Below are 20114 nucleotides of genomic sequence, written 5' to 3'. Positions count from 1 at the left end.
CTGACCACAATTCAGTATCTTTTCCCAGAACACGAGGAGCTTTCCATGTCAGCAACATCCACCGATCTGTTTGAGAACCCCATGGGCCTGATGGGCTTCGAATTTGTGGAGTTTGCGGCGCCCGTGGCGGGCGTGATCGAACCCATATTCGAGCGCATGGGCTTCACGCTGGTGGCCAAGCACCGTTCCAAGGACGTGGTGCTGTACCGCCAGGGCGGCATCAACTTCATCGTCAATCGCGAGCCCAAAAGCGTGGCCGGCTACTTTGCCGCCGAACACGGCCCCAGCGCCTGCGGCATGGCTTTCCGCGTGAAGGACTCTCACCACGCCTACAAGCGCGCGCTGGAATTGGGCGCCCAACCCGTGGAACTGCGCCCCGGCCCCATGGAGCTGAACCTGCCTGCCATCAAGGGCATTGGCGGTGCGCCGCTCTACCTCATCGACCGCTATGAAGACGGCAAGTCCATCTACGACATCGACTTTGAATTCATTGAAGGCGTGGACCGCAACCCCGTGGGACACGGCTTCAGCGTGGTGGACCACCTCACGCACAACGTCTACCGGGGCCGCATGGCGTACTGGGCAGACTTCTACAGCAAGCTGTTCAACTTTCAGGAAATCCGCTACTTCGACATCCAGGGCGAATACACCGGCCTCACCTCCAAGGCCATGACCGCGCCGGACGGCTTGGTCCGCATTCCGCTCAACGAAGAAGCACGCCAGGGCGGCGGGCAGATCGAGGAATTCCTGATGCAGTTCAACGGCGAGGGCATCCAGCACATCGCCTTGCTGTGCGAGGACCTGCCGAGCGCCATCGACAAGTTGCAGATGGCGGGCATTCCGCTGCTGACGGCACCCAACGACGTGTACTACGAGAACCTGGCCAAGCGCCTGCCGGGCCACGGCCAGCCGGTGGGCGAGTTGCAGGCACGCGGCATTTTGCTCGACGGCACGACCGAAGGCGGCCGGCCGCGCCTGTTGTTGCAGATCTTCTCGCAGCCGCTGCTGGGCCCGGTGTTCTTCGAATTTATCGAGCGCAAGGGCAACTACCGTGAGGGCTTTGGCGAAGGCAATTTCAAGGCCTTGTTCGAATCGCTGGAACGTGACCAGATCAACCGTGGCGTGCTCGAAGCTGCCAAATAAGCACAGGCAAACCCAGACGGACCGAGGAGACAACACCATGAAAATCGACCGCATTCACCACGTGGCCTACCGCTGCAAGGACGCCAAGGAAACCGTGCTCTGGTACCAGAAGATGCTCAACATGGACTTTGTGCTGGCCATTGCCGAAGACGTGGTGCCCAGTACCAAGGCGCCGGACCCGTACATGCACATCTTCATGGACGCGGGCATGGGCAATGTGCTGGCTTTCTTTGAGCTGCCCACGCAGCCCGAAATGGGCTGCGACCCCAACACCCCCGCCTGGGTGCAGCACATCGCCTTCCGCGTGAAGGACCGAGCCGAGCTGCTTGAGTTCAAGGCGCACCTGGAAGCCAACGGCGTGGACGTGCTGGGCGTGACCGACCACGGCATGTTCCACAGCATCTACTTCTTCGATCCCAACGGCCACCGCCTTGAGCTGGCCTGCCCGGACCCCGAAGAGACCGCCAAGATCGCACAAGCCGATGCCGTGAAATGGGCCATGCTGGAAGAGTGGAGTGTGACCAAGCGCGCGCCCAAACACGCCGCCTTTTTGCACGCCAAAGAGCTGGGAGCCCAGGCATGAGCGCTGCACTGATCACGCTGGACGCAACACACGACCCCGCCACGCAGAGCTGGGTGGAGTCGGCCAACGCGGAGGGCACCGATTTCCCTATCCAGAACCTTCCGTTTGGCCGCTTCCGCTACAACCCGCTGGAACCCTGGCAGATCGGCGTGGCCATTGGCGACCGCGTGCTCAACCTGCACGCCACCGGCCTCATCGACCACCACGACATGCCGCGCCTGATGGCCGCGCCGGTGGCGGAACGCCGTGCTTTGCGCTTGGCCATTTGGGACGGGTTGCGCGAAGGTTCGGCCCTGCAAAAGGTGTGGGCCGATGCGCTCTTGCGCCAGACCGAGGTGGAACTGGGTCTGCCCTGCGAGGTGGGGGACTACACGGACTTCTACACCGGCATCCACCACGCCACCACGGTGGGCAAACTGTTCCGCCCGGACAACCCGCTCTTGCCCAACTACCAATGGGTGCCCATTGGCTACCACGGCCGCGCCAGCAGCATCGGTGCCAGCGGCCAGCAGTTTCACCGCCCGCGTGGTCAGACACTGGCGCCCGGCGCCTCCGTGCCCAGCTTCGGCCCCACCGTACGGCTGGACTACGAATTGGAAATGGCGGCCTGGACCGGTATGGGCAATGCGCTGGGTGCTCCTGTTTCCATAGCGGATGCAGAGAGCCACATCTTTGGACTGACCCTGCTGAACGACTGGAGCGCGCGCGATGTGCAGGCCTGGGAGTACCAGCCGCTGGGCCCGTTTTTGGCCAAAAACTTTGCCACCACGGTCTCGCCCTGGCTGGTGACAATGGAGGCGCTGGCACCGTTCCGTGCAGCTTTTGAGCGGCCTGCGGGTGACCCGCAACCCATGGCCTATCTGGACTCTGCACACAACCGCAGCGCAGGCGCTATTGATGTGAAACTGGAAGTGTGGCTGCAGACGCCCGCCATGCGCGCCGCGGGCAGCGCGGGCGAACGGCTCTCGCAGTCGAATCTGCGCGACGCGTATTGGACGCTGGCGCAGCTGGTGGCCCACCACACGGTGAACGGCTGCAACCTGCGCAGTGGCGATGTGCTGGGCACCGGCACGCTCTCCGGCCCAAAGCCGGAGCAGGGCGGCTCTCTGCTGGAGCTAAGCCAGGGCGGCAAACAGCCAATCACGCTGGCGAATGGCGAGACGCGCACCTTCTTGCAGGATGGCGACAGCATCATCTTGCGCGGCCGCTGCGAACGTGCGGGCGCGCGTCGTATTGGTTTTGGTGATTGCCGCGGCACCGTGCTGGCCGCGCGGGCCCTGTGAAGGAGGTGAAGCATGGAACGCATTGATCCCAATACCTTTAGCACCTTGCAACCCGAGTGGAGCCACTGGCAATTCAGCGCAGAGCGCGGTGGTCTGATGAAACGCACCCTGGTGTTTGCCGACTTTGCGCAGGCCTTTGGCTTCATGGCGCAGGTGGCCATCATGGCGGAAAAGCGCAACCACCACCCCGAGTGGTTCAACGTCTACAACCGCGTGGAGATCACCCTCACCACGCACGATGTACAAGGCCTGTCACAGCGCGATCTGGACCTGGCGCGCTACATCGACGCGGTATTTGCCGGCCGTCCACAGGCGGTGCAGCCATGAACACGCAAGCTGCCTCCACCAAACACGGCCTGGCTGCAGGTCTGGCCCCCACGCGGGCGGACTGGACCATCGACCAGGGTTGGGACCAGTACAGCGCCCAGGAGCACGCGACCTGGAAGACACTCTTCGAGCGCCAGAGCCGCCTGTTGCCGGGCCGCGCCTGCGATGCCTTTGTGCAGGGCATGCGCGATCTGCCCATCGACGCGGACCAGATTCCCGACTTCCGCCGCCTCAACGAAGTGCTGATGCGCCGCACCGGCTGGCAAATCGTGGCGGTGCCAGGGCTGGTGCCCGATGAAGTGTTCTTTGAGCACCTCGCCAATCGGCGCTTCCCGGCCGGCCATTTCATCCGCAAGCCGCATGAGCTGGACTATCTGGAAGAGCCCGATGTCTTCCACGATGTGTTTGGCCATGTGCCCATGCTCATGAATCCGGCCATTGCCGACTACATCCAGGCCTATGGCCAGGGCGGTCTGCGCGCCCAGAAGCTGGGTGTGCTGGACAAGCTGGCGCGGGTCTACTGGTACACCGTGGAGTTTGGCCTGGTGCAGCAGGCCGATGGCTTGCGCATCTATGGCGCGGGCATTGCCTCCTCGGCGTCCGAAACCGTGTTTTCGCTCGACGATGCCTCGCCCAACCGCCTGCGCTTTGACCTGCCGCGCGTGATGCGCACACGCTACCGCATCGACGATTTTCAGGAGACGTATTTCGTCATCAGCCACCTGGATGAGTTGCTGTCGTTGGCGAACATCGACTTTGCGCCGCTTTACGCCCAGGTGGAGGACCAGCCGGAGTACATACCCGGCCAGGTATTGCCTGACGATGTGGTGATTTGCCGTGGCACAGGGCGCTACCACGATGCCCGACGGGGAGGGCGGTGAGATGGACTTTGCCAACAAAGCCGTGCTGATCACAGGCGCTGCGGGCAACCTCGGCGCGGCGGTGGCTGAATTGCTGTCGGCCCGTGGAGCCCGTCTGGTGCTGCTGGACTTGCGGCGCGACGGGCTGGTGCAGCGCTACGGCCAGGCCACCGATCGTCGTTTGCTGCTGCCTGTCAATCTGCTGCAGCCCGCAGAGGTGCAGGAGGCGGTCCAGGCAGTGCTGGCGCAGTGGGGGCGCATTGACGTGCTGTGCAACCTGGCAGGCGGCTTTCGTATGGGGCCACCCGTGCATGAGACCCAGGACCGCGATTGGGATTTCCTGATGGACATCAACGTCCGCACGCTCTTGAACATGGTGCGGGCCGTCGTGCCCGGCATGCTGGCATCGGGCGGCGGCAGCATCGTCAACGTGGGCGCCCAGTCGGCCCTGCGCGGTGCTGCCCACGTGGGGGCCTACACCGCATCCAAGGCCGCAGTCATCCGGCTGACTGAATCCATGGCCGCTGAGTTGCGGGAGCAGAACGTTCGCGTCAACTGCGTGCTGCCATCCATCATCGACACGCCCGAAAACCGCGCGGCTATGCCTGAGGTCGATCCCGCACGCTGGGTATCCCCGCAAGACTTGGCCCAGGCCATTGCCTTCCTGGCGTCTGACGCAGCGCGCGCCGTGCATGGCGTGGCATTGCCTGTGAGTGGCTTGAGCTGACGCGAGGTCCAACAAGATGTTCCAACACGTAGAAGCTTTCTCGGGCGATGCCATCGTGGCGCTGAACGAAGCGTTTCACCGCGATCCCCGGCCGCACAAAGTCAATTTGTCGATCGGCATTTACAGCGATGAGGACGGGCGGGTGCCCGCGCAGCATGCCGTGTGTGAGGCCGAGCAGTATTTGGCCCAGGCCCGCCAGCCCAAGCCCTATTTGCCCATGGAGGGAAGCTCCAGTTTTCGCAACGCCATACAGGGCTTGCTCTTTGGGGCCGGGCATGAAGTCCTGGCCCAGGGGCGGGTGGCCACGGTGCAAACTGTGGGTTCCAGCGGCGCGCTCAAGGCAGGGGCCGAGTTCATACGCCAGTGGTTTCCTGCCAGTGCTGTGTGGCTGAGTGACCCCAGTTGGGACAACCACCGCAGCATCTTTGAGAGCGCAGGGCTGGCTGTGCATGCCTACCCGTACTACGCCGCAGATGGCGGTCTACGGTTTGACGCGATGCTGCAGACACTGCGGGCCTTGCCCCGCCACAGCGTGGTGCTGCTCCATGCCTGCTGCCACAACCCTACGGGCGTGGACCTGACGCCTGCGCAATGGCAGCTGCTGATCCCCGTGTTGCGGGACAAGGCGTTGATCCCCTTTCTGGACTTGGCCTACCAAGGTTTTGGGGAGGGGCTGGAAGAGGATGCCTACGCGGTGCGGGCCCTGGTGCAATCAGGCATGTGTTTTTTGCTGGCCAACACCTTGTCCAAAAGCATGGGGGTGTACGCGGAGCGTTGCGGCGCCCTCAGCGTGGTGTGTGCTGACGCGGTGCAGGCCGAGCGGGTGTTGGGACAGCTCAAATCCACCGTGCGCCAAAGCTATTTCAGTCCACCGGCCCATGGCAGCCAGGTGGTCGCCCGTGTGCTGGAAGACCCACACCTGCGTGCTTCCTGGGAGCGCGACCTGACCACGATGCGCGAACGAATTCGTGGCTTACGCCATCAATTGCATGCCGCATTGGCTCGCCGTCTGCCTCCGCGCGACTTTACTTACCTGCTGACGCAGCGCGGCATGTTCAGCTACACCAACTTCACCGAACAGCAGGTGCGCAGCCTGCGCGAGGACCATGCGATCTACCTGGTGAATTCCGGCCGCATGTGCATTTCGGGTCTGCGTGCAGACAATGTAGAGCGGGTGGCCGATGCGATGGCAGCAGTGTTCGCGCAGGCCGATGCTGCCGCGCTGGCGGTTGCCTGAGCCACTGTCTCATAGTGGCAGCGCCGTGGTGCTCTTGACGCCGTGTTCAGCGGCGGGCCCGCGCGCAGCGCGGGACCGTCCGCTGGAACACATAGTTGGACCTCACTTGGTGTATCCGAAGCGCTGTGCGCATGAAGTAATCAATTGCTCCAACGTACTGTTGCTTGGCAGTTTGTCTGTTGTTGCCCGCTCCCAGAACAAACTCAGAATCCGCTTCAACGCCTCGGGGCTCGGTTTGCAGTCCGTGCGGCCCGTAATCATCACGTTCTTCGCGCCCGGCATCAGGGTGAGCCGGTACCCTTCACTGTCGTAAGCAACATACTCGTTGCTACGAACGCCGATCGGTTCCATGTAGCGCGCTGCGCCTTCGAGCGTGGCGAATAGTGATACGTCACCGTTCTCATCGAGAATGATCGGCGCTTTCATGTCTTCTGTGAGGTCCAACGTAATGTCCAGAGCAAAACCAGCTCTATAAGTTGGCCATTGCTCCATAAGCTGGACATCTCATCTCCTTTGAAAGCCGCATAGACATTAGACTTTTGGCGTTTTTACGCCATGCAGCCTCAATTAAAAAGCCGCCAAACCCCGGAACGGCTGGAACTCATACTGGCCTTGTTGGTACTAGCGCATCCCCCAAACAGGTGATTCGCTTGCTCGCATTGTGCAACGAAGTCACACGGTACTTTAGAGCCATATTTGCCCCCAGCCCGCATAGAAACTGCGTAAGCAGCTATCACAACGGTAGCACCGTAGTGCTCTTGATCTCCTCCATCGAGAACGCCGACGACACCCCCGCCAGCTGCGCGTTCTGGATCAGGCGTTTGTAGAAGCGGTCGTAGCCGGCGATGTCGGACGTCACTACTTTGAGCAGATAGTCCACATCGCCGCTCATGCGGTGGAACTCCATCACTTCGGGCATGCTGGACACCGAAGCCGCGAACTTGCGCAGCCAGGCTTCGTCGTGCCGGTTGGTACGCAGGCTCACAAACACCGTCACCGGCAGGCCGGCTTGCGCACGGTCCACCAGCGCCACGCGCTTGGTGATGAGGCCGGCTTCTTCCATGGCCTTCACACGCTTCCAGCAGGGCGTGGCCGATAGGCCCACCTTCTCGCCCAGCTGCGCGGCGGATAGTGTGCCGTCTTCCTGCAGCGCCGCCAGGATGGAGCGGTCCATACGGTCTAGTTCTTTCATGCTGCTATTTGATGGTTTAAAAGAACGTTCATTCTACAAATTAGGCATTTTTTGGAAAATTGAAAACAACCATTCGCATGGTGCAAACCTAAGATTTCGACATTCCCACCGCAGCGAGATGCCGCCATGCCCACCACCGAGATCTACCTGGACTGCAATGCCACCACCCCCGTGCTGCCCGCCGCGCGCGACGCGGCGCTGCAGGCACTGGGCGCACAGTTTGGCAACCCCAGCAGCAGCCACTGCACCGGCCTGCGCGCCCGCGCGTTGGTCGACGACGTGCGCGCCCGCGCAAGCCGCCTGCTGGGTGTGGGGGCAGGGCGCCTGCTGTTCGTGAGTGGTGCCACCGAGGGCATACAGACCGCCGTGCTCTCGGCCCTGTGCGCGCTGCGCGAGCGCCGTGACGCGGGTGAGCGTGTGGACGGCCCGCTGCTGGTGGGCGCCACGGAACACAAGGCCGTGCCGCAAAGCCTGGCGCACTGGAATGCGGTGCTGGGCCTGAACCTGCCTATCGTGGAGGTGCCGGTGGACCACCAGGGCCGCCACGCGATGGCCTTTTTGCAGGCGCACATCGCCAGCGCGGGCTTGCTGTGCACCATGGCTGCCAACAACGAAACCGGTGTGGTGTCAGACATTGCCGGCATCGAGGCCCTGCTGAACGCCAGCGGCTCACGCGCTCTGTGGCTGGTGGACTGCGTGCAGGCGCTGGGCAAGCTGGACTTGGACCTGCAGTCCACCCGCATCGACTACGCGCCGTTCTCCGGCCATAAGCTCTATGCGCCCAAAGGCATTGGCATGCTCTATGTGCGCGCCGGCAGTCCCTTTACGCCCCTCATGGTGGGTGGCGGGCAGGAAGGCGGCCAGCGCTCGGGCACCGAAAACATGCCCGGAATTGCGGCTCTGGGCGCGGTGCTGCAGGCACTGGAAGCCGGGGAGGGCGTTGTGTTCCGCTCCCACGCCTCGCTGCAGCAGGCCCGCCTGTGCGTGGCCGATGCCCTGCGTGCGGCCTTCCCCGGCTTGGTGTTCAACATGCCCTTCGAGACCAGCCTGCCCACCACGCTGAATTTCTCGGTACCCGGCCTGTCCAGCAAAGCATTGCTCAACCTGTTCGACGCCGCCGGCATGCGCATCAGCGCGGGCAGCGCCTGCAGCGCCGCCAAGGCCGAACCCAGCTTTGTGCTGCGCGCCATGGGCCTGCCCGACTGGCAAGCGGAGGGCGCGGCGCGTCTGTCCATCGGCGCCTTGACCAGCGATGCCGAGGTGGACGAGGCTTGTGCACGCATTGCGCGTTGCGGAGCGGCCTTAGGGGCGGTTGCGGCGGATTCGACCGATCTGGCGGCTCAGCCCATGCCGCAACCCGTGTCTATAGTGCAGCTTGCCACGCGGGACGTGATGGACGCCGTGTTGAGCAGCGCAGCCTTGCCGGCCTTCCTGCAACAACACCCTGACGCGCTGCTGGTGGATGTGCGCGACGCGACGGAGCATGCGGTGGGGCCGCATGGCTTGCCTTGGCCCGCGCAGGCTCAGTGTCATGTGCCTCTGGCGCGTCTGGCGCAGCAGCTGCCAGCTTGGCAGGGCGAGGCCCAGCGCCCCGTGGTGTTCGTTTGCCGCAGTGGCGGACGCAGCTTGCAGGCATTGCAGCTGGCCCGCGCACACGGCCATGCCCAGAGCTGGCATCTGGCGGGCGGGCTGGCGCTGGCACAGTAGTCCAGCCGGAGGGCAGGGCGCCACTTTGATGGCGGCACAATGGTGCGCATGCATACCACCTCTGCTTCCCCCGAACTCGCCGGCCACCTGCTGGTGCAATGCCTGATCGCCCAGGGCGTGACCCATGCCTTTGGGGTGCCCGGCGAGAGCTATCTCGCAGTCCTGGACGGTTTTCACCGCTACCAGAACCAGATCCGCTTCGTCATCAACCGGCAGGAGGGCGGTGCCGCCTTCATGGCCGAGGCGCATGGCAAGCTGACCGGGCGGCCCGGTGTTTGCTTTGTGACCCGCGGGCCGGGTGCCACCAACGCCAGCATCGGCGTGCATACGGCGTTTCAGGATTCCACGCCCATGGTGTTGCTGGTGGGCGATGTGGCCAGCGAGCAGCGCGACCGGGAGGCTTTTCAGGAGATGGACTACCGCGTGATGTTTGGCCCCAGCGCACTGGGCATGGCCAAGCGCGTGGAGCGCATTGACGATGCGGCGCGCATCCCTGAGTACATTGCCCGCGCCTTTGCCACCGCCATGAATGGCCGGCCTGGCCCCGTAGTGCTGGTGCTGCCCGAAGACATGCTGACGCAGACGCTGGTGCCGGATGCGGCGGGCCAACTGCCCCAGCCGCTGCCGCGCGTGGAGCCGGTGGAGGCCTGGAGTGACCCTGGGGCCTTGCGGAATCTGCGCCAGCTGCTATTGAAATCAGAGCAGCCACTGGTCATTGCCGGCGGCGGTGGCTGGACGCCGCAGGCGGCGCAGGCGCTGCAGCGCTTTGCCGAAAACTGGCGCCTGCCCGTGGCCAATGCCTTCCGCTTTCAGGACACCTTTGATAACCACCACCCGCAGTACGCGGGCGACGTGGGCATTGGCATCAACCCTGCGCTTGCCAAGCGCGTGCGCGAGAGCGACCTGATCATCGCCATCGGCCCGCGCCTGGGCGAAATGACCACTGGCGGCTACACGCTGCTGCAGGCGCCCAAGGCGGCGCAGACGCTGGTGCATATCCACAGCAGCGCCGAAGAGCTGAACCGCGTCTACCAGGCGGACCTGGCCATCCACGCCAGCATGCGCGCCGCTGCCCGGTCGCTGGAGGTGCTAACCGCGCCGGTGAGCTTGCCTTGGGACGCCTGGACCGCCGGCTGCCACGCCGACTACGAGGCCAACCTGGTGCCCAGCACCATCCAGGATTTGCCCGCTGACAACGAGAACGGCCTGGTGGACATGCCCAGCGTGATTGCCATGCTGCAAAAGCATCTGCCGGAAGACGCCGTGCTGACTAACGGCGCTGGCAACTTTGCCAGCTGGCTGCACCGCTTCTACCGCTACCGCGGCCTGGTGCATGGCCACAAGACCCAACTTGCCCCCACCAACGGCGCCATGGGCTATGGCGTGCCAGCCGGCATAGCGGCGGCCATCACCACGGGGCGCACCGCCTTCACGATTGCCGGCGATGGCGACTTTTTGATGAATGGCCAGGAGCTGGCCACGGCTGTGCAGCACGGCGCCAAGAGCATCATCCTGCTGCTAAACAACAGCATGTACGGCACCATCCGCATGCACCAGGAGCGCGAGTACCCGCAGCGCGTCGCCGGCACGGCGCTCAACAACCCTGACTTCGCTGCGCTGGCCCGCGCCTACGGCTATGCCGGCGTCACCATCCGCAAGAGTGCAGACTTTGAGGCTGAGCTGCTGGCCGCGCTGGAGCGGCCGAATGGCACGGTGATTGAGGTCGTGCTGGAACCGGAGCTGATCAGCACGCGCGGCAGCCTGGCGGCGCTGACCCAGAACGCGCTGGTACAGACGGCGCTGCAGCGATGAGCCTGGCCCTGCAAACCGTGCACCACGTGGCGCTGATCGCGTCCGACTACGAGCGCTCCAAACGTTTCTATACCGAGGTGTTGGGCTTGAGCGTGCTGGCCGAGAACTACCGCGCCGAGCGCCAGTCCTGGAAGCTGGACCTGGCGCTGCCCGATGGCACGCAGCTGGAGGTGTTCTCCTTTCCCAGCCCGCCACCGCGCCCCTCGCGGCCCGAAGCCTGCGGGCTGCGCCATCTCGCCTTTGCGGTGGCGGATGTGGCCGCCGCCAAGCAGGCGCTGGAGGCCGCAGGCGTGGCGGTGGAGCCCATCCGCATCGACGAGTTCACCGGCCGGCCTTTCACCTTTTTTGCAGACCCCGATGGCCTGCCTCTGGAGCTGTACCAGTCATGAATGCGGCCATTCACCCCTGTGCCATCCCGCCCGGCAGTGCCATAGGCCCGCGCGTGCCGGGCTCGCACTACCACGACAGCTACCGCGTGGCGGTGCCCGATACCGGCACCACGGCCATGGGCCATGTATTGCACCTGGACCAGTGCACGCCGGGCTGGGTGGAGGCGCTGATGCGACTGCGCAACCGCGTGGTGCGTTTGCTGGGGCTCAAGGACTTGGGCGGCTTGCGCGGGATGGATGCTGCCAAGCCCGAGGCGGCATATGTACCCGGCGACCGGGTAGGTATCTTCACGCTGATCTCGCGTACGCCTGACGAGGTGCTGATGGGGGACAAGGACAAGCACCTGGAGGTCACGGTGTCGGTGATGCGCCTGCCGGCCGATGCGGATGGCAAACGCTCCCTGGTGGTGAGCACGGTGGTGCAGGTGCACAACGGGCTGGGCCACCTCTACATGCTGCCGGTGGCGCCGATTCACCGCCGTGTGGTGCCTGCCATACTCCGGCGGCTGGCCGCCATGGCGTAAATTGCTATGAATTTGCTAGCTGCTTGCGCAATATTGGCACAGGCTAGGGCTGGTTTTAGGTGGAATGCGCGGCGCGAAACATCTTCAGCCCACCGGAGCCGGACGATTTGCCGGCTTGCGCCTGGGCCTGGGTGCCCAGGGGGGGCAGCAGGATGAAGGGGCCGGGGCCGTTGTCACGCCATTGCGAGCAGGCCATCACGTAGCTGCTGCCCAGCTCCTGGGTTTGCGTGTCCACAATCAGGGCAATGCGCATGCCGCTGAAATCGGACTGGGTGTAGAGGCGGCGCACGCCGGTCGCGCCCTGGATGGTGGGCAGGTGGATGGAGCGGGCATCGGACCAGCGCTCAGTGGAGGGCGCCAAGGTGGTCTGGGCGATTTCGGTGCGGTAGGACGTTTGCAGGCCTTTGGCTGCGATCACCACCAGCGTGCCCGCGCTGTTGCGGCCCACGGTCAGGAAATCGGCCTGCAGACCCAGGTTTTCCAGGCGCTGTGCGCTGACGTCGGTGCCGGCAATAAAGCTCCAGACGCAGCCGTCAGGGCCGATGCTGAAGGCTTCTTCCTGGTTTTGGGTGTTGCGCATGACAACGGTTTGCTGCCAAGCGACCCCTTTTGGTGCGGGGCTGGTGATGGAGGCGGCGGAGCTGACGGTGTCGTTTGGCATGAACGGGTTCACTTCTTTCGATGGCTTCGGTGCAAGTTTGCTGGGGCGCAGCAAAAAAGTCCTCAATCACTCCTTAAAATTCCTGAATTCACGATAGGCTTGCGTTTCACGCCCCTGCAGAAAGCTCTTCTTGTCCGCCATCCTCTCTCCAGCCGGAAACGATTTCGGCATCAGCGTTTTCGGAACCTACGCGCTGCAGCGCCATGAACGGCGACTGTTGCGCGATGGCCAAACCGTGATGGTGGGCGCACGTGCGTTTGACGTGCTGTGCACGCTGGTGGATAACGCAGGGCAACTGGTCACCAAGAAGCAGCTGTTTGAGCAGGTCTGGCCCGGCTTGGTGGTGGAGGAAAACAACCTCCAGGTGCACGTCTCCAGCCTGCGCCGCATCTTGGGGGCCGACGCCATCGCCACCGTGCCTGGCCGTGGCTACCGCTTCACCATGCGCATGAACGAGGTCGCGCCGGCGGCCGCAGTTGTGCCGGTTGCAGTGGCGCCTGTAGCAGACCAGCGCGCCCACCGCCGCACCATCGCCGTGCTGCCCTTTGTGGACCTGAATGCGGACCCGGAACAGGAATACTTCTCGGACGGTCTGGCCGAGGACATCATCAGCCACCTGACCCGCTCGCCCTGGCTGCTGGTGGTGTCGCGCAATTCCTCCTTCGCCTATCGCAAGTCCGCAGGAAGCAGCCAGGCCGTGGGGCAGGCGCTGGGGGCGCGCTACCTGGTTCTGGGCACCGTGCGCAAGGCGGGTAGCATGCTGCGCATGACGGCTGAGTTGGTGGACACATCCACCTCCGAAACCCTGTGGTCGGACCGCTATGACCGCCCCATGACGGACATGTTCGCGGTGCAGGCCGAGATTTCGGCGCAGATCGTCAGCGCCATCGAGCCCGTCTACCTGCACAGCGAAGAAAAAGTCGCCGCCGAGGTGCCCAACCAGAGCCTGGAGCACTGGGACCTGCTGATGCGCGCGCGATGGCACTTCTGGCGAACCACGCCCGACCATGTGCTGCAGGCGCAGGCCCTGCTGGCCCGTGCTCTGGAGATCAAACCCAACGACTCGCCCACGCTGGCCCTGCTGGCCTTCACGCATTTGGCCAAGATTTGGGGCGCCTGGGCCGAAGACCCCCGCGCCACGGTGGCCGAGGCCAACCGCCTGGCTCTGGTGGCAGTGCGCAACGACGAGCGCGATGCCTTTGCCCACTTCACCCTGGGGACTGCGCTGTCTTGTGCGGGTCAGATGGATGCAGCCATTGCCGAGCTGGAGTGCGCGCTGGGCCTGTACCCGCAGGCGTCTGCCGCGGCCGGCGAGCTGGGGCGTTTGCTGGTGTTCTCGGGGCGTACCGAAGAAGCCGAGGAGTTCATCCTGCAGGCGATCGACGCCAGCCCACACGACCCGCATCTGAGCCTCTGGATCCGCAGCCGGGCCATTGGCTGCTTCATTGAGGGGCGCCATGCCGACGCCGTGCGCTATGCGCGCGAAGCCACGGCCAAGCGCGCCGATTGGTACTTCAACCACCTGCTGATGGCGGCTTGTCTGTCCGAAGTGGGGGACGAAGCGGGCGCCAAGGACAGCCTGACCAAAGCCCTGGGCGGACGGGGCTACAACCTGCAGGCCATCATGTTCGGCCACCCCTTCGTGAAGAACGAACACCGCGAGAAGTTTCTCTCCGCGCTGCGCAAGGCGGGGTGGGCCGCGTAAACTTTCTGGCGAGCGGTGGCATGGGGCTGCCGCACTGTCATGAAAGTTTGCTGTGCCCACTGCCATCCCTGACACCTCCACCGCTCCCGCCCGGCCCCGCAAGGTGGCCATTCTGGGCGGCGGCCTCTCCGCACTGACCACCGCGTTTGAACTGACCAGCCAGCCCGGCTGGGAGCAGTCGCTGGACATCACGCTCTACCAGATGGGCTGGCGCCTTGGGGGCAAGTGCGCCACTGCGCGCGGCGAGCACAAGCGCATCGAGGAGCACGGCATCCACGGTTTTCTGGGCAGCTACTACAACGCGCTGCCCGTCATGCGCCGCTGCTACGAGGCCTTGGGCCGCGCGCCGGGCCAGCCGCTGGCGACCTTTGACGAGGCCTTCAAGCCCGAGAGCTTTGTGCTCATGTGGGAATACATCGACGGCAAGATGACCCGCTGGCCCTTTACCTCGCCGCGCAATGCGCTGGTGCCGGGTACCCCGGAAACCACGGCCAAGCTGCAGAAGGTAGAGCACTGGATCGCGGCGACGGCCGATGTGCTGGATGCGCTGCTGGACCACCATGCGTTTGCCTATGACCACCTGGGCATCGTCAAGTCTGCCGAATGGGCGCTGGGGCGTACGCTGGTCAAGGGCGTGGTGGCTGTGCTCAAGTCGGAGTCGGTCGCGCTGCACGGTGTGGACTCGGTACTCTGGAAGGCGCTGGACGCGGCCTGGGACTGGGTACGCAACGCGGCGGAAACCCTGGTGAAGGACAACACCGAACTGCGCCGCTTGCTCATCGTGGCCGAGTTCCTGCTCGCCATCGTGCGCGGCTGCATCCAGGACGAGGTGGCCACCAAGGGCTTTGACCGGCTGGACGAGGAGAACTTCAGCGACTGGCTGATTCGCCACGGCGCCTCGGTCATGGTGGCGTCCAGCCCCATGGCACTCAATACGGTGAACCTGTCTTACCAATATCCCAAGGGCGACACGACGCGTACGGCCTTGATGGGCGCGGGCTGCTACCTGCACTGGACGTTGCGCAGCTTTGCCTACGAGGGCGCGTTTGCCTGGTTGTTCGAGGCCGGCACGGGCGAGACCGTCATTGCGCCGCTCTTTGAGGTGTTGCGCAAGCGCGGTGTGAAGTTCGAGTTCTTCCACAAGGTCGAATCGCTGGAGCTCAGCGCGGACCAGACGCGCGTGGAGGCGGTGCACTTTGGCGTGCAGGCCACGCTCAAGGACAAGACGCGGCCCTACGACCCGCTCATCGTGGTCAAGGGCTTGCCGGCCTGGCCGGGTGTGCCGCACTACGACCAGATCGAGCAGGGCGAGGCGCTGCGCAAGGACCGGGTGGACCTGGAGTCCTACTGGAACGGCTGGCAACCGGTGGCCCAGCGCACGCTGCGCGCGGGCGAGGGCTTTGACGAGATCGTCTTCGCCATTTCGATTGGTGCCGTGCCTTACCTCTGCCGGGAGCTGCTGGAGGCCAAGCCGGCATGGCGCACCATGGTGGAGAAGGTGACCACGGTGCAGACCCAGACCATGCAGCTCTGGCTGAATCGCACGACCACGGAGCTGGGTTGGGACATCCCGTTCCAGAACCCTACCGACACCGTGATTGGTGCCACCTACTTGAACCCGCTGGATGGGCAGGTGGACTTCACGCACTTGCTCAAGTGGGAAGACTGGCCCCAGGACTCGGCGCCCAAATCGCTGTGGTACTTCAGCGGCGCCATGGCCGATTACGAGGCGCCGCCCCCGTTCAGCGATACGGGCTACCCGGCGCGCGCCAAAGCGCGCGTGCAGGCGCAGTGCGTGCAATATTTGCAGGCCAGCATGGGCCCGCTGCTACCCCTGTCGACCACCAATGTCGTCAACCCGCCGGGTGACCCCATGGGCCTGGACTTCAGCCTGCTGCATGCGGACCCGGTGCACCCGGGTATAGGCGTGCAGCGTTTCAACCAGCAGTTCTGGCGCGCCAATATCGACCCCACCGAGAGCTACGTGACTTCGCCCCCGGGTAGCACGGCGGCGCGCCTCAAGGCCTGGGGCAGCGGCTTTGCCAACCTCACACTGGCGGGCGACTGGATCTACACCGGCCTGAACGTGGGCAGTGTAGAGGGGGCCGTCATGGGCGGGCGCCTGGCCTCGTTTGCGGTGGCCGGCTACCCGGCGCTGGCGGAGATCACGGGTTACCCGACTCCGCAAGATCCGCTCTGACATTCAGCCTATGCTATTAAATTGGTAGCTTCTCGCGCATATTTTGCGGGGGGCTACAGGTCGAAATGGCATAAAAAAAGGGCCGGTGTGTACCGGCCCTTTTTGCGTCTTGCGGGGCAGAATTACTGCTTGATGTCCACGCCGTAGAAGGTGTGGCGGCCGAAGGGGCTCAGCTTGAAGTCCACAACTTCCTTGCGCACGGGCTTGAGCTGCACGGCGTGGGCGATGGTGAACCAGGGAGCTTGCTCCTTGAAGATCACTTGGGCCTTTTCGTACAGCTTGGTGCGTTCGGCAGGGTTGGACACGACCTTGGCCTTCTGCACCAGGTCTTCAAACGGCTGGTAGCAGAACTTGGCCACGTTGGAGCCGTTTTGCTTGGCCGAGCTGCAACCCAGCAGGGTGTTCAGGAAGTTGTCCGGGTCTCCGTTGTCACCGGTCCAGCCCAGCATGCCCATCTGGTGCTCGCCCATCTGCATGCGCTTGCGGTACTCGCCCCATTCAAAGCTCTTGATTTCGGCGGTCACGCCCACCTTGGCCAAGTCGGCTTGCATCAGTTCTGCAATGCGCTTGGCGTTGGGGTTGTAGGGACGCTGTACGGGCATGGCCCACAGGTCGGTGCTGAAGCCGTTGGGGTAGCCGGCGGCGGCCAGCAGCTTCTTGGCCTCAGCGGGGTTGTAGGCGTCGTCCTTCAGGGCCTTGTTGTAAGACCACTGGCCCGGGGGGATCGGGTTGACAGCGGCCACACCTGTGCTCAGGTACACGGCAGACACGATGGCCTTCTTGTCGATGGCCATGTTGATGGCCTTGCGCACGCGCACGTCGTCAAAGGGCTTCTTGGTCGTGTTGTAGGCCAGGTAGCCGATGTTCAAGCCGGGCTGTTCCATGACGGTGACGTTGGGGTCCTTGCGGATGGCGTCGAGGTCAGCGGGGTTGGGGTAGGGCATGACATGGCATTCACCCTTTTGCAGCTTGGCCCAGCGCACAGACGCGTCGGGGGTGATGGAGAAGATCAGGTCATCGATCTTGGCCTTGCCGGCCCAGTACTGGGGGTTGGCCTTGAAGCGGATGATGGAGTCCTTCTGGTACTGCACCACCTGGTAGGCGCCAGTGCCCAGGGGGTCCTGGTCGATCTTTTCGGGCGTGCCAGCCTTCAGCATGGCGATCGCGTATTCCTTGGACTGGATGCCGGCGAACTGCATGGCCAGGTTGGCCAGGAAGGGCGCTTCGGGCTGGTTCAGCACGATCTTGACGGTGTACTCGTCGACCTTGTCCACGGACTTGAGCAGCTTGGGCATGCCCATGTCGCCGAAGTAGGCGTGGTTGGGGCTGGTCACGCGGTAGTAGGGGTCGTTTTCCTTCCACTGGCGTTCGAACATGAAGAGCACGTCGTCGGCGTTGAAGTCACGGCTGGGCTTGAAGTTCTTGTTGGACTGGAACTTCACGCCCTTGCGCAGCTTGAAGGTGTACTCCAGGCCGTCCTTGGAGATGGTCCAGCTCTCAGCCAGCGAGGGCTCGACCTTGGTGCCGCCACGCTCGAAGTGCACGAGGTTGTCATAGATCTGTTCAGTCACGTCAAACGACGTACCCGTGGTGTTCACACCGGGGTAGAAGTTTTCGGGGCTGCCTTCCGAGCAGTACACCAGGGTCTTGGCGGCTACCGGCGAAAGGGCCAGAGCAGCGGGCAGTGCCAGTGCGCACAACAACGCACTTTTGGTGCGACGTGTGGCCGTGGCCTTCTTCAGGTTCAGGTTCATGGGAGTGACTCCTCTGGGGTTGATGCTGCCTATGCAGCGGGTTGACTAAAACGCGAAGCTTCGTGACAAGCAACTTGCCTGCCAGCCAAAGTTTGCAACGCAGGGCGCTCAGTATGGCACCGTGCATTGGCATGCGGGCAGCGTGTCGAAAACACACATCCCGCAGGCGGGTTAAGGGGCGAGGGCAACTCGCCCTTGAGCATGATGCGCGGGCCCTTGGCATGCATGCCGGGGGTGGATGCCATCAGCGCCTGGGTGTAGGGGTGCAGCGGCTGCTCGAACAGCGTGCTCTTGTCGCCTTGCTCCACCACCTGGCCCAGGTACATCACCATCACGTCGTGCGCGATGTGGCGCACCACACCCAGGTCGTGCGAGATGAAGAGGTAGGCCAGGCCCAGCTCGTTTTGCAGATCGGCCAGCAGGTTGAGCACCTGGGCCTGGATGGAAACGTCCAGCGCGGAGACCGGCTCGTCGGCCACTACCAGCGCCGGGTCCAGCATCAGCGCGCGTGCAATCGCAATGCGCTGGCGTTGACCACCGGAGAACATGTGCGGGTAGCGGTCGTAGTGCTCGGGGCGCAGGCCGACTTTGGCCAACATGGCACGGGCTTTTTCCTGGCGCTGGGCGGCGTTGAGATCGGTGTTGATCTCCAGCGGCGCTTCCAGGATCTGGCCGATACGCTTGCGTGGGTTCAGCGAACCGTAGGGGTTCTGGAACACCAGCTGTACCTTTTGGCGTAGCGCGGCCTTGTGTTTGGGGTCGGTGGCATCCACGCCGGTGAGCTGCAGGCCGCCAGCCGTGGGCGACTCAATGAGCGAAACCATGCGTGCCAGTGTGGACTTGCCGCAACCCGACTCACCCACGACAGCCAGGGTGCGGCCGGCCTGCACGCTGAAGGACACGCCAGAGACGGCTTGGAGCTTGTCGGGCGCGCGCATGAAGCCGCGGCGAATGGTGTAGACCTGCCGCAGTTCCTTGGCTTCGACCACGGTGGTGTTTGTCGTGGGGGTGCTCATGCTGCAACCTCCTGTTGGCCCAGGGCAAAGTGGCAGCGCACGCTGCCGCCCTTCCAGGGCGTAAGGCTGGGGCGCTGCTCGCAGCTGCCTTGGCGCGCGTGGCTGCAGCGCGGGCTGAACAGACAGCCGCTGGGGCGGTCATGCAGGCCGGGCACCATGCCAGGGATGGTGTTGAGGCGGCTCTGGTGCAGGCTGCGCTCGGGCATGGCCGAGAGCAGGGCCTCGGTGTAGGGGTGGGCCGGCGCGGCGAACAGCGACTCGGCGGTGCGCTCTTCCATCACCTGGCCGGCGTACATCACTGCCACGCGCTGGGCCATGTCGGACACCACACCCATGTTGTGGGTGATGAGCACCAGGGCCATGCCGCGGTCTTTTTGCAGGCTCTTGAGCAGGTCCAAGATCTGCGCCTGAATGGTCACGTCGAGCGCCGTGGTGGGCTCATCGGCAATCAGCAGCTTGGGGTTGCAGGCAATCGCCATGGCGATCATCACGCGTTGGCTCATGCCGCCCGAGAGCTGGTGCGGATACACCTTGAGGCGGCTCTCCGCAGCGGGGATGCCGACTTGCTCGAGCAGCTCGATGGAGCGCTTGTGCGCGGCCTTGCGGTCCAGGCCCAGGTGCAGCTTCAGCGTTTCGGCGAGCTGGTAGCCCACGGTGAAACAGGGGTTGAGGCTGGTGGTGGGGTCCTGAAAAATCATGGACATGTCCTTGCCGGTGAAGCGGCGGCGTTCGCGCTCGCTCAGTCCCAGCAGGTCGTGTCCGTCAAAACGCAGGGTCTTGGCCTGTACGCGGCCCGGAAAAGCCACCAGGCCCATGAGCGCCATCATGGTGACGCTCTTTCCGGAGCCGGACTCGCCGACCACACCCAGTACTTCTCCAGCCTCAAGTGAGAGGCTGACATCCTGCACCGCATGCATCACGCCGTTGTGCGACGGGAACTCTACGGAGAGGTTTTCAATTTCTAGCAATGCCATGGGCGTTGTTCTCTGTTGGT

Annotated in this window: 19 protein-coding genes; 13 read left to right on the top strand and 6 right to left on the bottom strand. The window is 64.0% G+C overall.

Features of this window, described 5'->3' with window-relative positions; all coding sequences use genetic code 11:
* Window positions 1-45: 45 nt before the first annotated feature.
* Genes hppD through AC1RNN_RS06475 form a run of 7 tightly spaced genes read left to right on the top strand, consistent with a single transcriptional unit; the run spans window position 46 to window position 6160 of the window.
* Window positions 46-1143, top strand: a complete 1098-nt coding sequence (gene hppD, locus AC1RNN_RS06505; RefSeq protein WP_493087629.1) for a 4-hydroxyphenylpyruvate dioxygenase — start codon at window positions 46-48, stop codon at window positions 1141-1143.
* Window positions 1144-1180: 37 nt separating this feature from the next.
* Entirely contained in the window at window positions 1181-1726 is a 546-nt protein-coding gene (locus AC1RNN_RS06500; RefSeq protein ID WP_493087630.1) for a VOC family protein, read from the top strand.
* Window positions 1723-3009 carry a fumarylacetoacetase gene (gene fahA, locus AC1RNN_RS06495; protein ID WP_493087632.1) on the top strand — a complete coding sequence of 429 codons (1287 nt, stop codon included), beginning with the start codon at window positions 1723-1725 and terminating at the stop codon, window positions 3007-3009. The genes AC1RNN_RS06500 and fahA overlap by 4 nt, the downstream gene beginning before the upstream one ends.
* Before the next feature lie 12 nt (window positions 3010-3021).
* Window positions 3022-3336, top strand: coding sequence for a 4a-hydroxytetrahydrobiopterin dehydratase (locus tag AC1RNN_RS06490; protein WP_493087634.1), 315 nt, complete (start codon window positions 3022-3024; stop codon window positions 3334-3336).
* Window positions 3333-4217, top strand: coding sequence for a phenylalanine 4-monooxygenase (gene phhA, locus AC1RNN_RS06485; RefSeq protein ID WP_493087635.1), 885 nt, complete (start codon window positions 3333-3335; stop codon window positions 4215-4217). The genes AC1RNN_RS06490 and phhA overlap by 4 nt, the downstream gene beginning before the upstream one ends.
* A gap of 1 nt (window position 4218) precedes the next feature.
* Complete coding sequence (locus AC1RNN_RS06480) at window positions 4219-4923, top strand: SDR family oxidoreductase (protein ID WP_493088227.1); 705 nt, start codon at window positions 4219-4221, stop codon at window positions 4921-4923.
* A 16-nt stretch (window positions 4924-4939) separates the two neighbouring features.
* Complete coding sequence (locus AC1RNN_RS06475; RefSeq protein ID WP_493087636.1) at window positions 4940-6160, top strand: amino acid aminotransferase; 1221 nt, start codon at window positions 4940-4942, stop codon at window positions 6158-6160.
* Window positions 6161-6262: 102 nt separating this feature from the next.
* On the opposite strand, the gene AC1RNN_RS06470 is transcribed toward AC1RNN_RS06475, so the two are convergent.
* Together AC1RNN_RS06470 and AC1RNN_RS06465 are read right to left on the bottom strand one after the other, a co-directional pair.
* Window positions 6263-6604 (bottom strand): hypothetical protein, encoded by a 342-nt coding sequence (locus tag AC1RNN_RS06470; protein ID WP_493137348.1) that lies wholly within the window; start codon window positions 6602-6604, stop codon window positions 6263-6265.
* Between the two features lie 289 nt (window positions 6605-6893).
* Complete coding sequence (locus AC1RNN_RS06465; protein WP_493087638.1) at window positions 6894-7352, bottom strand: Lrp/AsnC family transcriptional regulator; 459 nt, start codon at window positions 7350-7352, stop codon at window positions 6894-6896.
* Window positions 7353-7478: 126 nt separating this feature from the next.
* On the opposite strand from AC1RNN_RS06465, the gene AC1RNN_RS06460 reads away from it, so the two are divergent.
* From AC1RNN_RS06460 to AC1RNN_RS06445, 4 genes are read left to right on the top strand one after another with little or no spacing between them, the layout of a single operon-like run.
* Window positions 7479-9059: an aminotransferase class V-fold PLP-dependent enzyme gene (locus AC1RNN_RS06460; RefSeq protein WP_493087639.1), complete on the top strand. Its 1581-nt coding sequence runs from the start codon at window positions 7479-7481 to the stop codon at window positions 9057-9059.
* A 48-nt stretch (window positions 9060-9107) separates the two neighbouring features.
* Entirely contained in the window at window positions 9108-10871 is a 1764-nt protein-coding gene (locus tag AC1RNN_RS06455) for a thiamine pyrophosphate-binding protein (protein WP_493087641.1), read from the top strand.
* Entirely contained in the window at window positions 10868-11260 is a 393-nt protein-coding gene (gene gloA2, locus AC1RNN_RS06450; protein ID WP_493087642.1) for an SMU1112c/YaeR family gloxylase I-like metalloprotein, read from the top strand. Before AC1RNN_RS06455 ends, gloA2 begins: the two co-directional genes overlap by 4 nt.
* Window positions 11257-11784 carry a DUF2867 domain-containing protein gene (locus AC1RNN_RS06445; protein ID WP_493087643.1) on the top strand — a complete coding sequence of 176 codons (528 nt, stop codon included), beginning with the start codon at window positions 11257-11259 and terminating at the stop codon, window positions 11782-11784. Before gloA2 ends, AC1RNN_RS06445 begins: the two co-directional genes overlap by 4 nt.
* Before the next feature lie 55 nt (window positions 11785-11839).
* Here AC1RNN_RS06445 and AC1RNN_RS06440 read toward each other — a convergent pair whose 3' ends face one another.
* Complete coding sequence (locus tag AC1RNN_RS06440) at window positions 11840-12445, bottom strand: hypothetical protein (RefSeq protein WP_493087645.1); 606 nt, start codon at window positions 12443-12445, stop codon at window positions 11840-11842.
* Window positions 12446-12575: 130 nt separating this feature from the next.
* Between AC1RNN_RS06440 and AC1RNN_RS06435 the strand changes: the two genes are divergently transcribed.
* The gene (locus AC1RNN_RS06435) at window positions 12576-14150 is read left to right on the top strand and encodes a winged helix-turn-helix domain-containing protein (RefSeq protein ID WP_493087646.1); all 1575 of its coding nucleotides are present in this window, start codon (window positions 12576-12578) and stop codon (window positions 14148-14150) included.
* A 52-nt stretch (window positions 14151-14202) separates the two neighbouring features.
* Window positions 14203-16350, top strand: coding sequence for a flavin monoamine oxidase family protein (locus AC1RNN_RS06430; RefSeq protein WP_493087648.1), 2148 nt, complete (start codon window positions 14203-14205; stop codon window positions 16348-16350).
* A 122-nt stretch (window positions 16351-16472) separates the two neighbouring features.
* Here AC1RNN_RS06430 and AC1RNN_RS06425 read toward each other — a convergent pair whose 3' ends face one another.
* Genes AC1RNN_RS06425 through AC1RNN_RS06415 form a run of 3 tightly spaced genes read right to left on the bottom strand, consistent with a single transcriptional unit; the run spans window position 16473 to window position 20094 of the window.
* Entirely contained in the window at window positions 16473-18104 is a 1632-nt protein-coding gene (locus AC1RNN_RS06425) for an ABC transporter substrate-binding protein (RefSeq protein WP_493087649.1), read from the bottom strand.
* 29 nt (window positions 18105-18133) lie between these two features.
* The gene (locus AC1RNN_RS06420; RefSeq protein WP_493087651.1) at window positions 18134-19120 is read right to left on the bottom strand and encodes a dipeptide ABC transporter ATP-binding protein; all 987 of its coding nucleotides are present in this window, start codon (window positions 19118-19120) and stop codon (window positions 18134-18136) included.
* A complete protein-coding gene (locus AC1RNN_RS06415; protein WP_493087653.1) occupies window positions 19117-20094 on the bottom strand; it encodes an ABC transporter ATP-binding protein in 978 nt (325 codons plus the stop codon). Before AC1RNN_RS06415 ends, AC1RNN_RS06420 begins: the two co-directional genes overlap by 4 nt.
* Window positions 20095-20114: the final 20 nt, after the last annotated feature.

The organism is Rhodoferax sp. GW822-FHT02D07, from assembly GCF_058802405.1.
Note: the sequence above shows the minus strand (reverse complement) of the source record. Positions and strands in the feature narration are given on the sequence as shown.

Excerpts from the sequence above, each read along its gene's own strand:
- AC1RNN_RS06480 (WP_493088227.1), top strand. The coding sequence starts at position 4,219 with ATGGACTTTGCCAACAAAGCCGTGCTGATCACAGGCGCTGCGGGCAAC.
- phhA (WP_493087635.1), top strand. The coding sequence starts at position 3,333 with ATGAACACGCAAGCTGCCTCCACCAAACACGGCCTGGCTGCAGGTCTG.
- AC1RNN_RS06460 (WP_493087639.1), top strand. The coding sequence starts at position 7,479 with ATGCCCACCACCGAGATCTACCTGGACTGCAATGCCACCACCCCCGTG.
- AC1RNN_RS06415 (WP_493087653.1), bottom strand. The coding sequence starts at position 20,094 with ATGGCATTGCTAGAAATTGAAAACCTCTCCGTAGAGTTCCCGTCGCAC.
- AC1RNN_RS06445 (WP_493087643.1), top strand. The coding sequence starts at position 11,257 with ATGAATGCGGCCATTCACCCCTGTGCCATCCCGCCCGGCAGTGCCATA.
- hppD (WP_493087629.1), top strand. The coding sequence starts at position 46 with ATGTCAGCAACATCCACCGATCTGTTTGAGAACCCCATGGGCCTGATG.
- gloA2 (WP_493087642.1), top strand. The coding sequence starts at position 10,868 with ATGAGCCTGGCCCTGCAAACCGTGCACCACGTGGCGCTGATCGCGTCC.
- fahA (WP_493087632.1), top strand. The coding sequence starts at position 1,723 with ATGAGCGCTGCACTGATCACGCTGGACGCAACACACGACCCCGCCACG.
- AC1RNN_RS06500 (WP_493087630.1), top strand. The coding sequence starts at position 1,181 with ATGAAAATCGACCGCATTCACCACGTGGCCTACCGCTGCAAGGACGCC.
- AC1RNN_RS06420 (WP_493087651.1), bottom strand. The coding sequence starts at position 19,120 with ATGAGCACCCCCACGACAAACACCACCGTGGTCGAAGCCAAGGAACTG.
- AC1RNN_RS06425 (WP_493087649.1), bottom strand. The coding sequence starts at position 18,104 with ATGAACCTGAACCTGAAGAAGGCCACGGCCACACGTCGCACCAAAAGT.
- AC1RNN_RS06475 (WP_493087636.1), top strand. The coding sequence starts at position 4,940 with ATGTTCCAACACGTAGAAGCTTTCTCGGGCGATGCCATCGTGGCGCTG.
- AC1RNN_RS06490 (WP_493087634.1), top strand. The coding sequence starts at position 3,022 with ATGGAACGCATTGATCCCAATACCTTTAGCACCTTGCAACCCGAGTGG.
- AC1RNN_RS06440 (WP_493087645.1), bottom strand. The coding sequence starts at position 12,445 with ATGCCAAACGACACCGTCAGCTCCGCCGCCTCCATCACCAGCCCCGCA.
- AC1RNN_RS06455 (WP_493087641.1), top strand. The coding sequence starts at position 9,108 with ATGCATACCACCTCTGCTTCCCCCGAACTCGCCGGCCACCTGCTGGTG.
- AC1RNN_RS06465 (WP_493087638.1), bottom strand. The coding sequence starts at position 7,352 with ATGAAAGAACTAGACCGTATGGACCGCTCCATCCTGGCGGCGCTGCAG.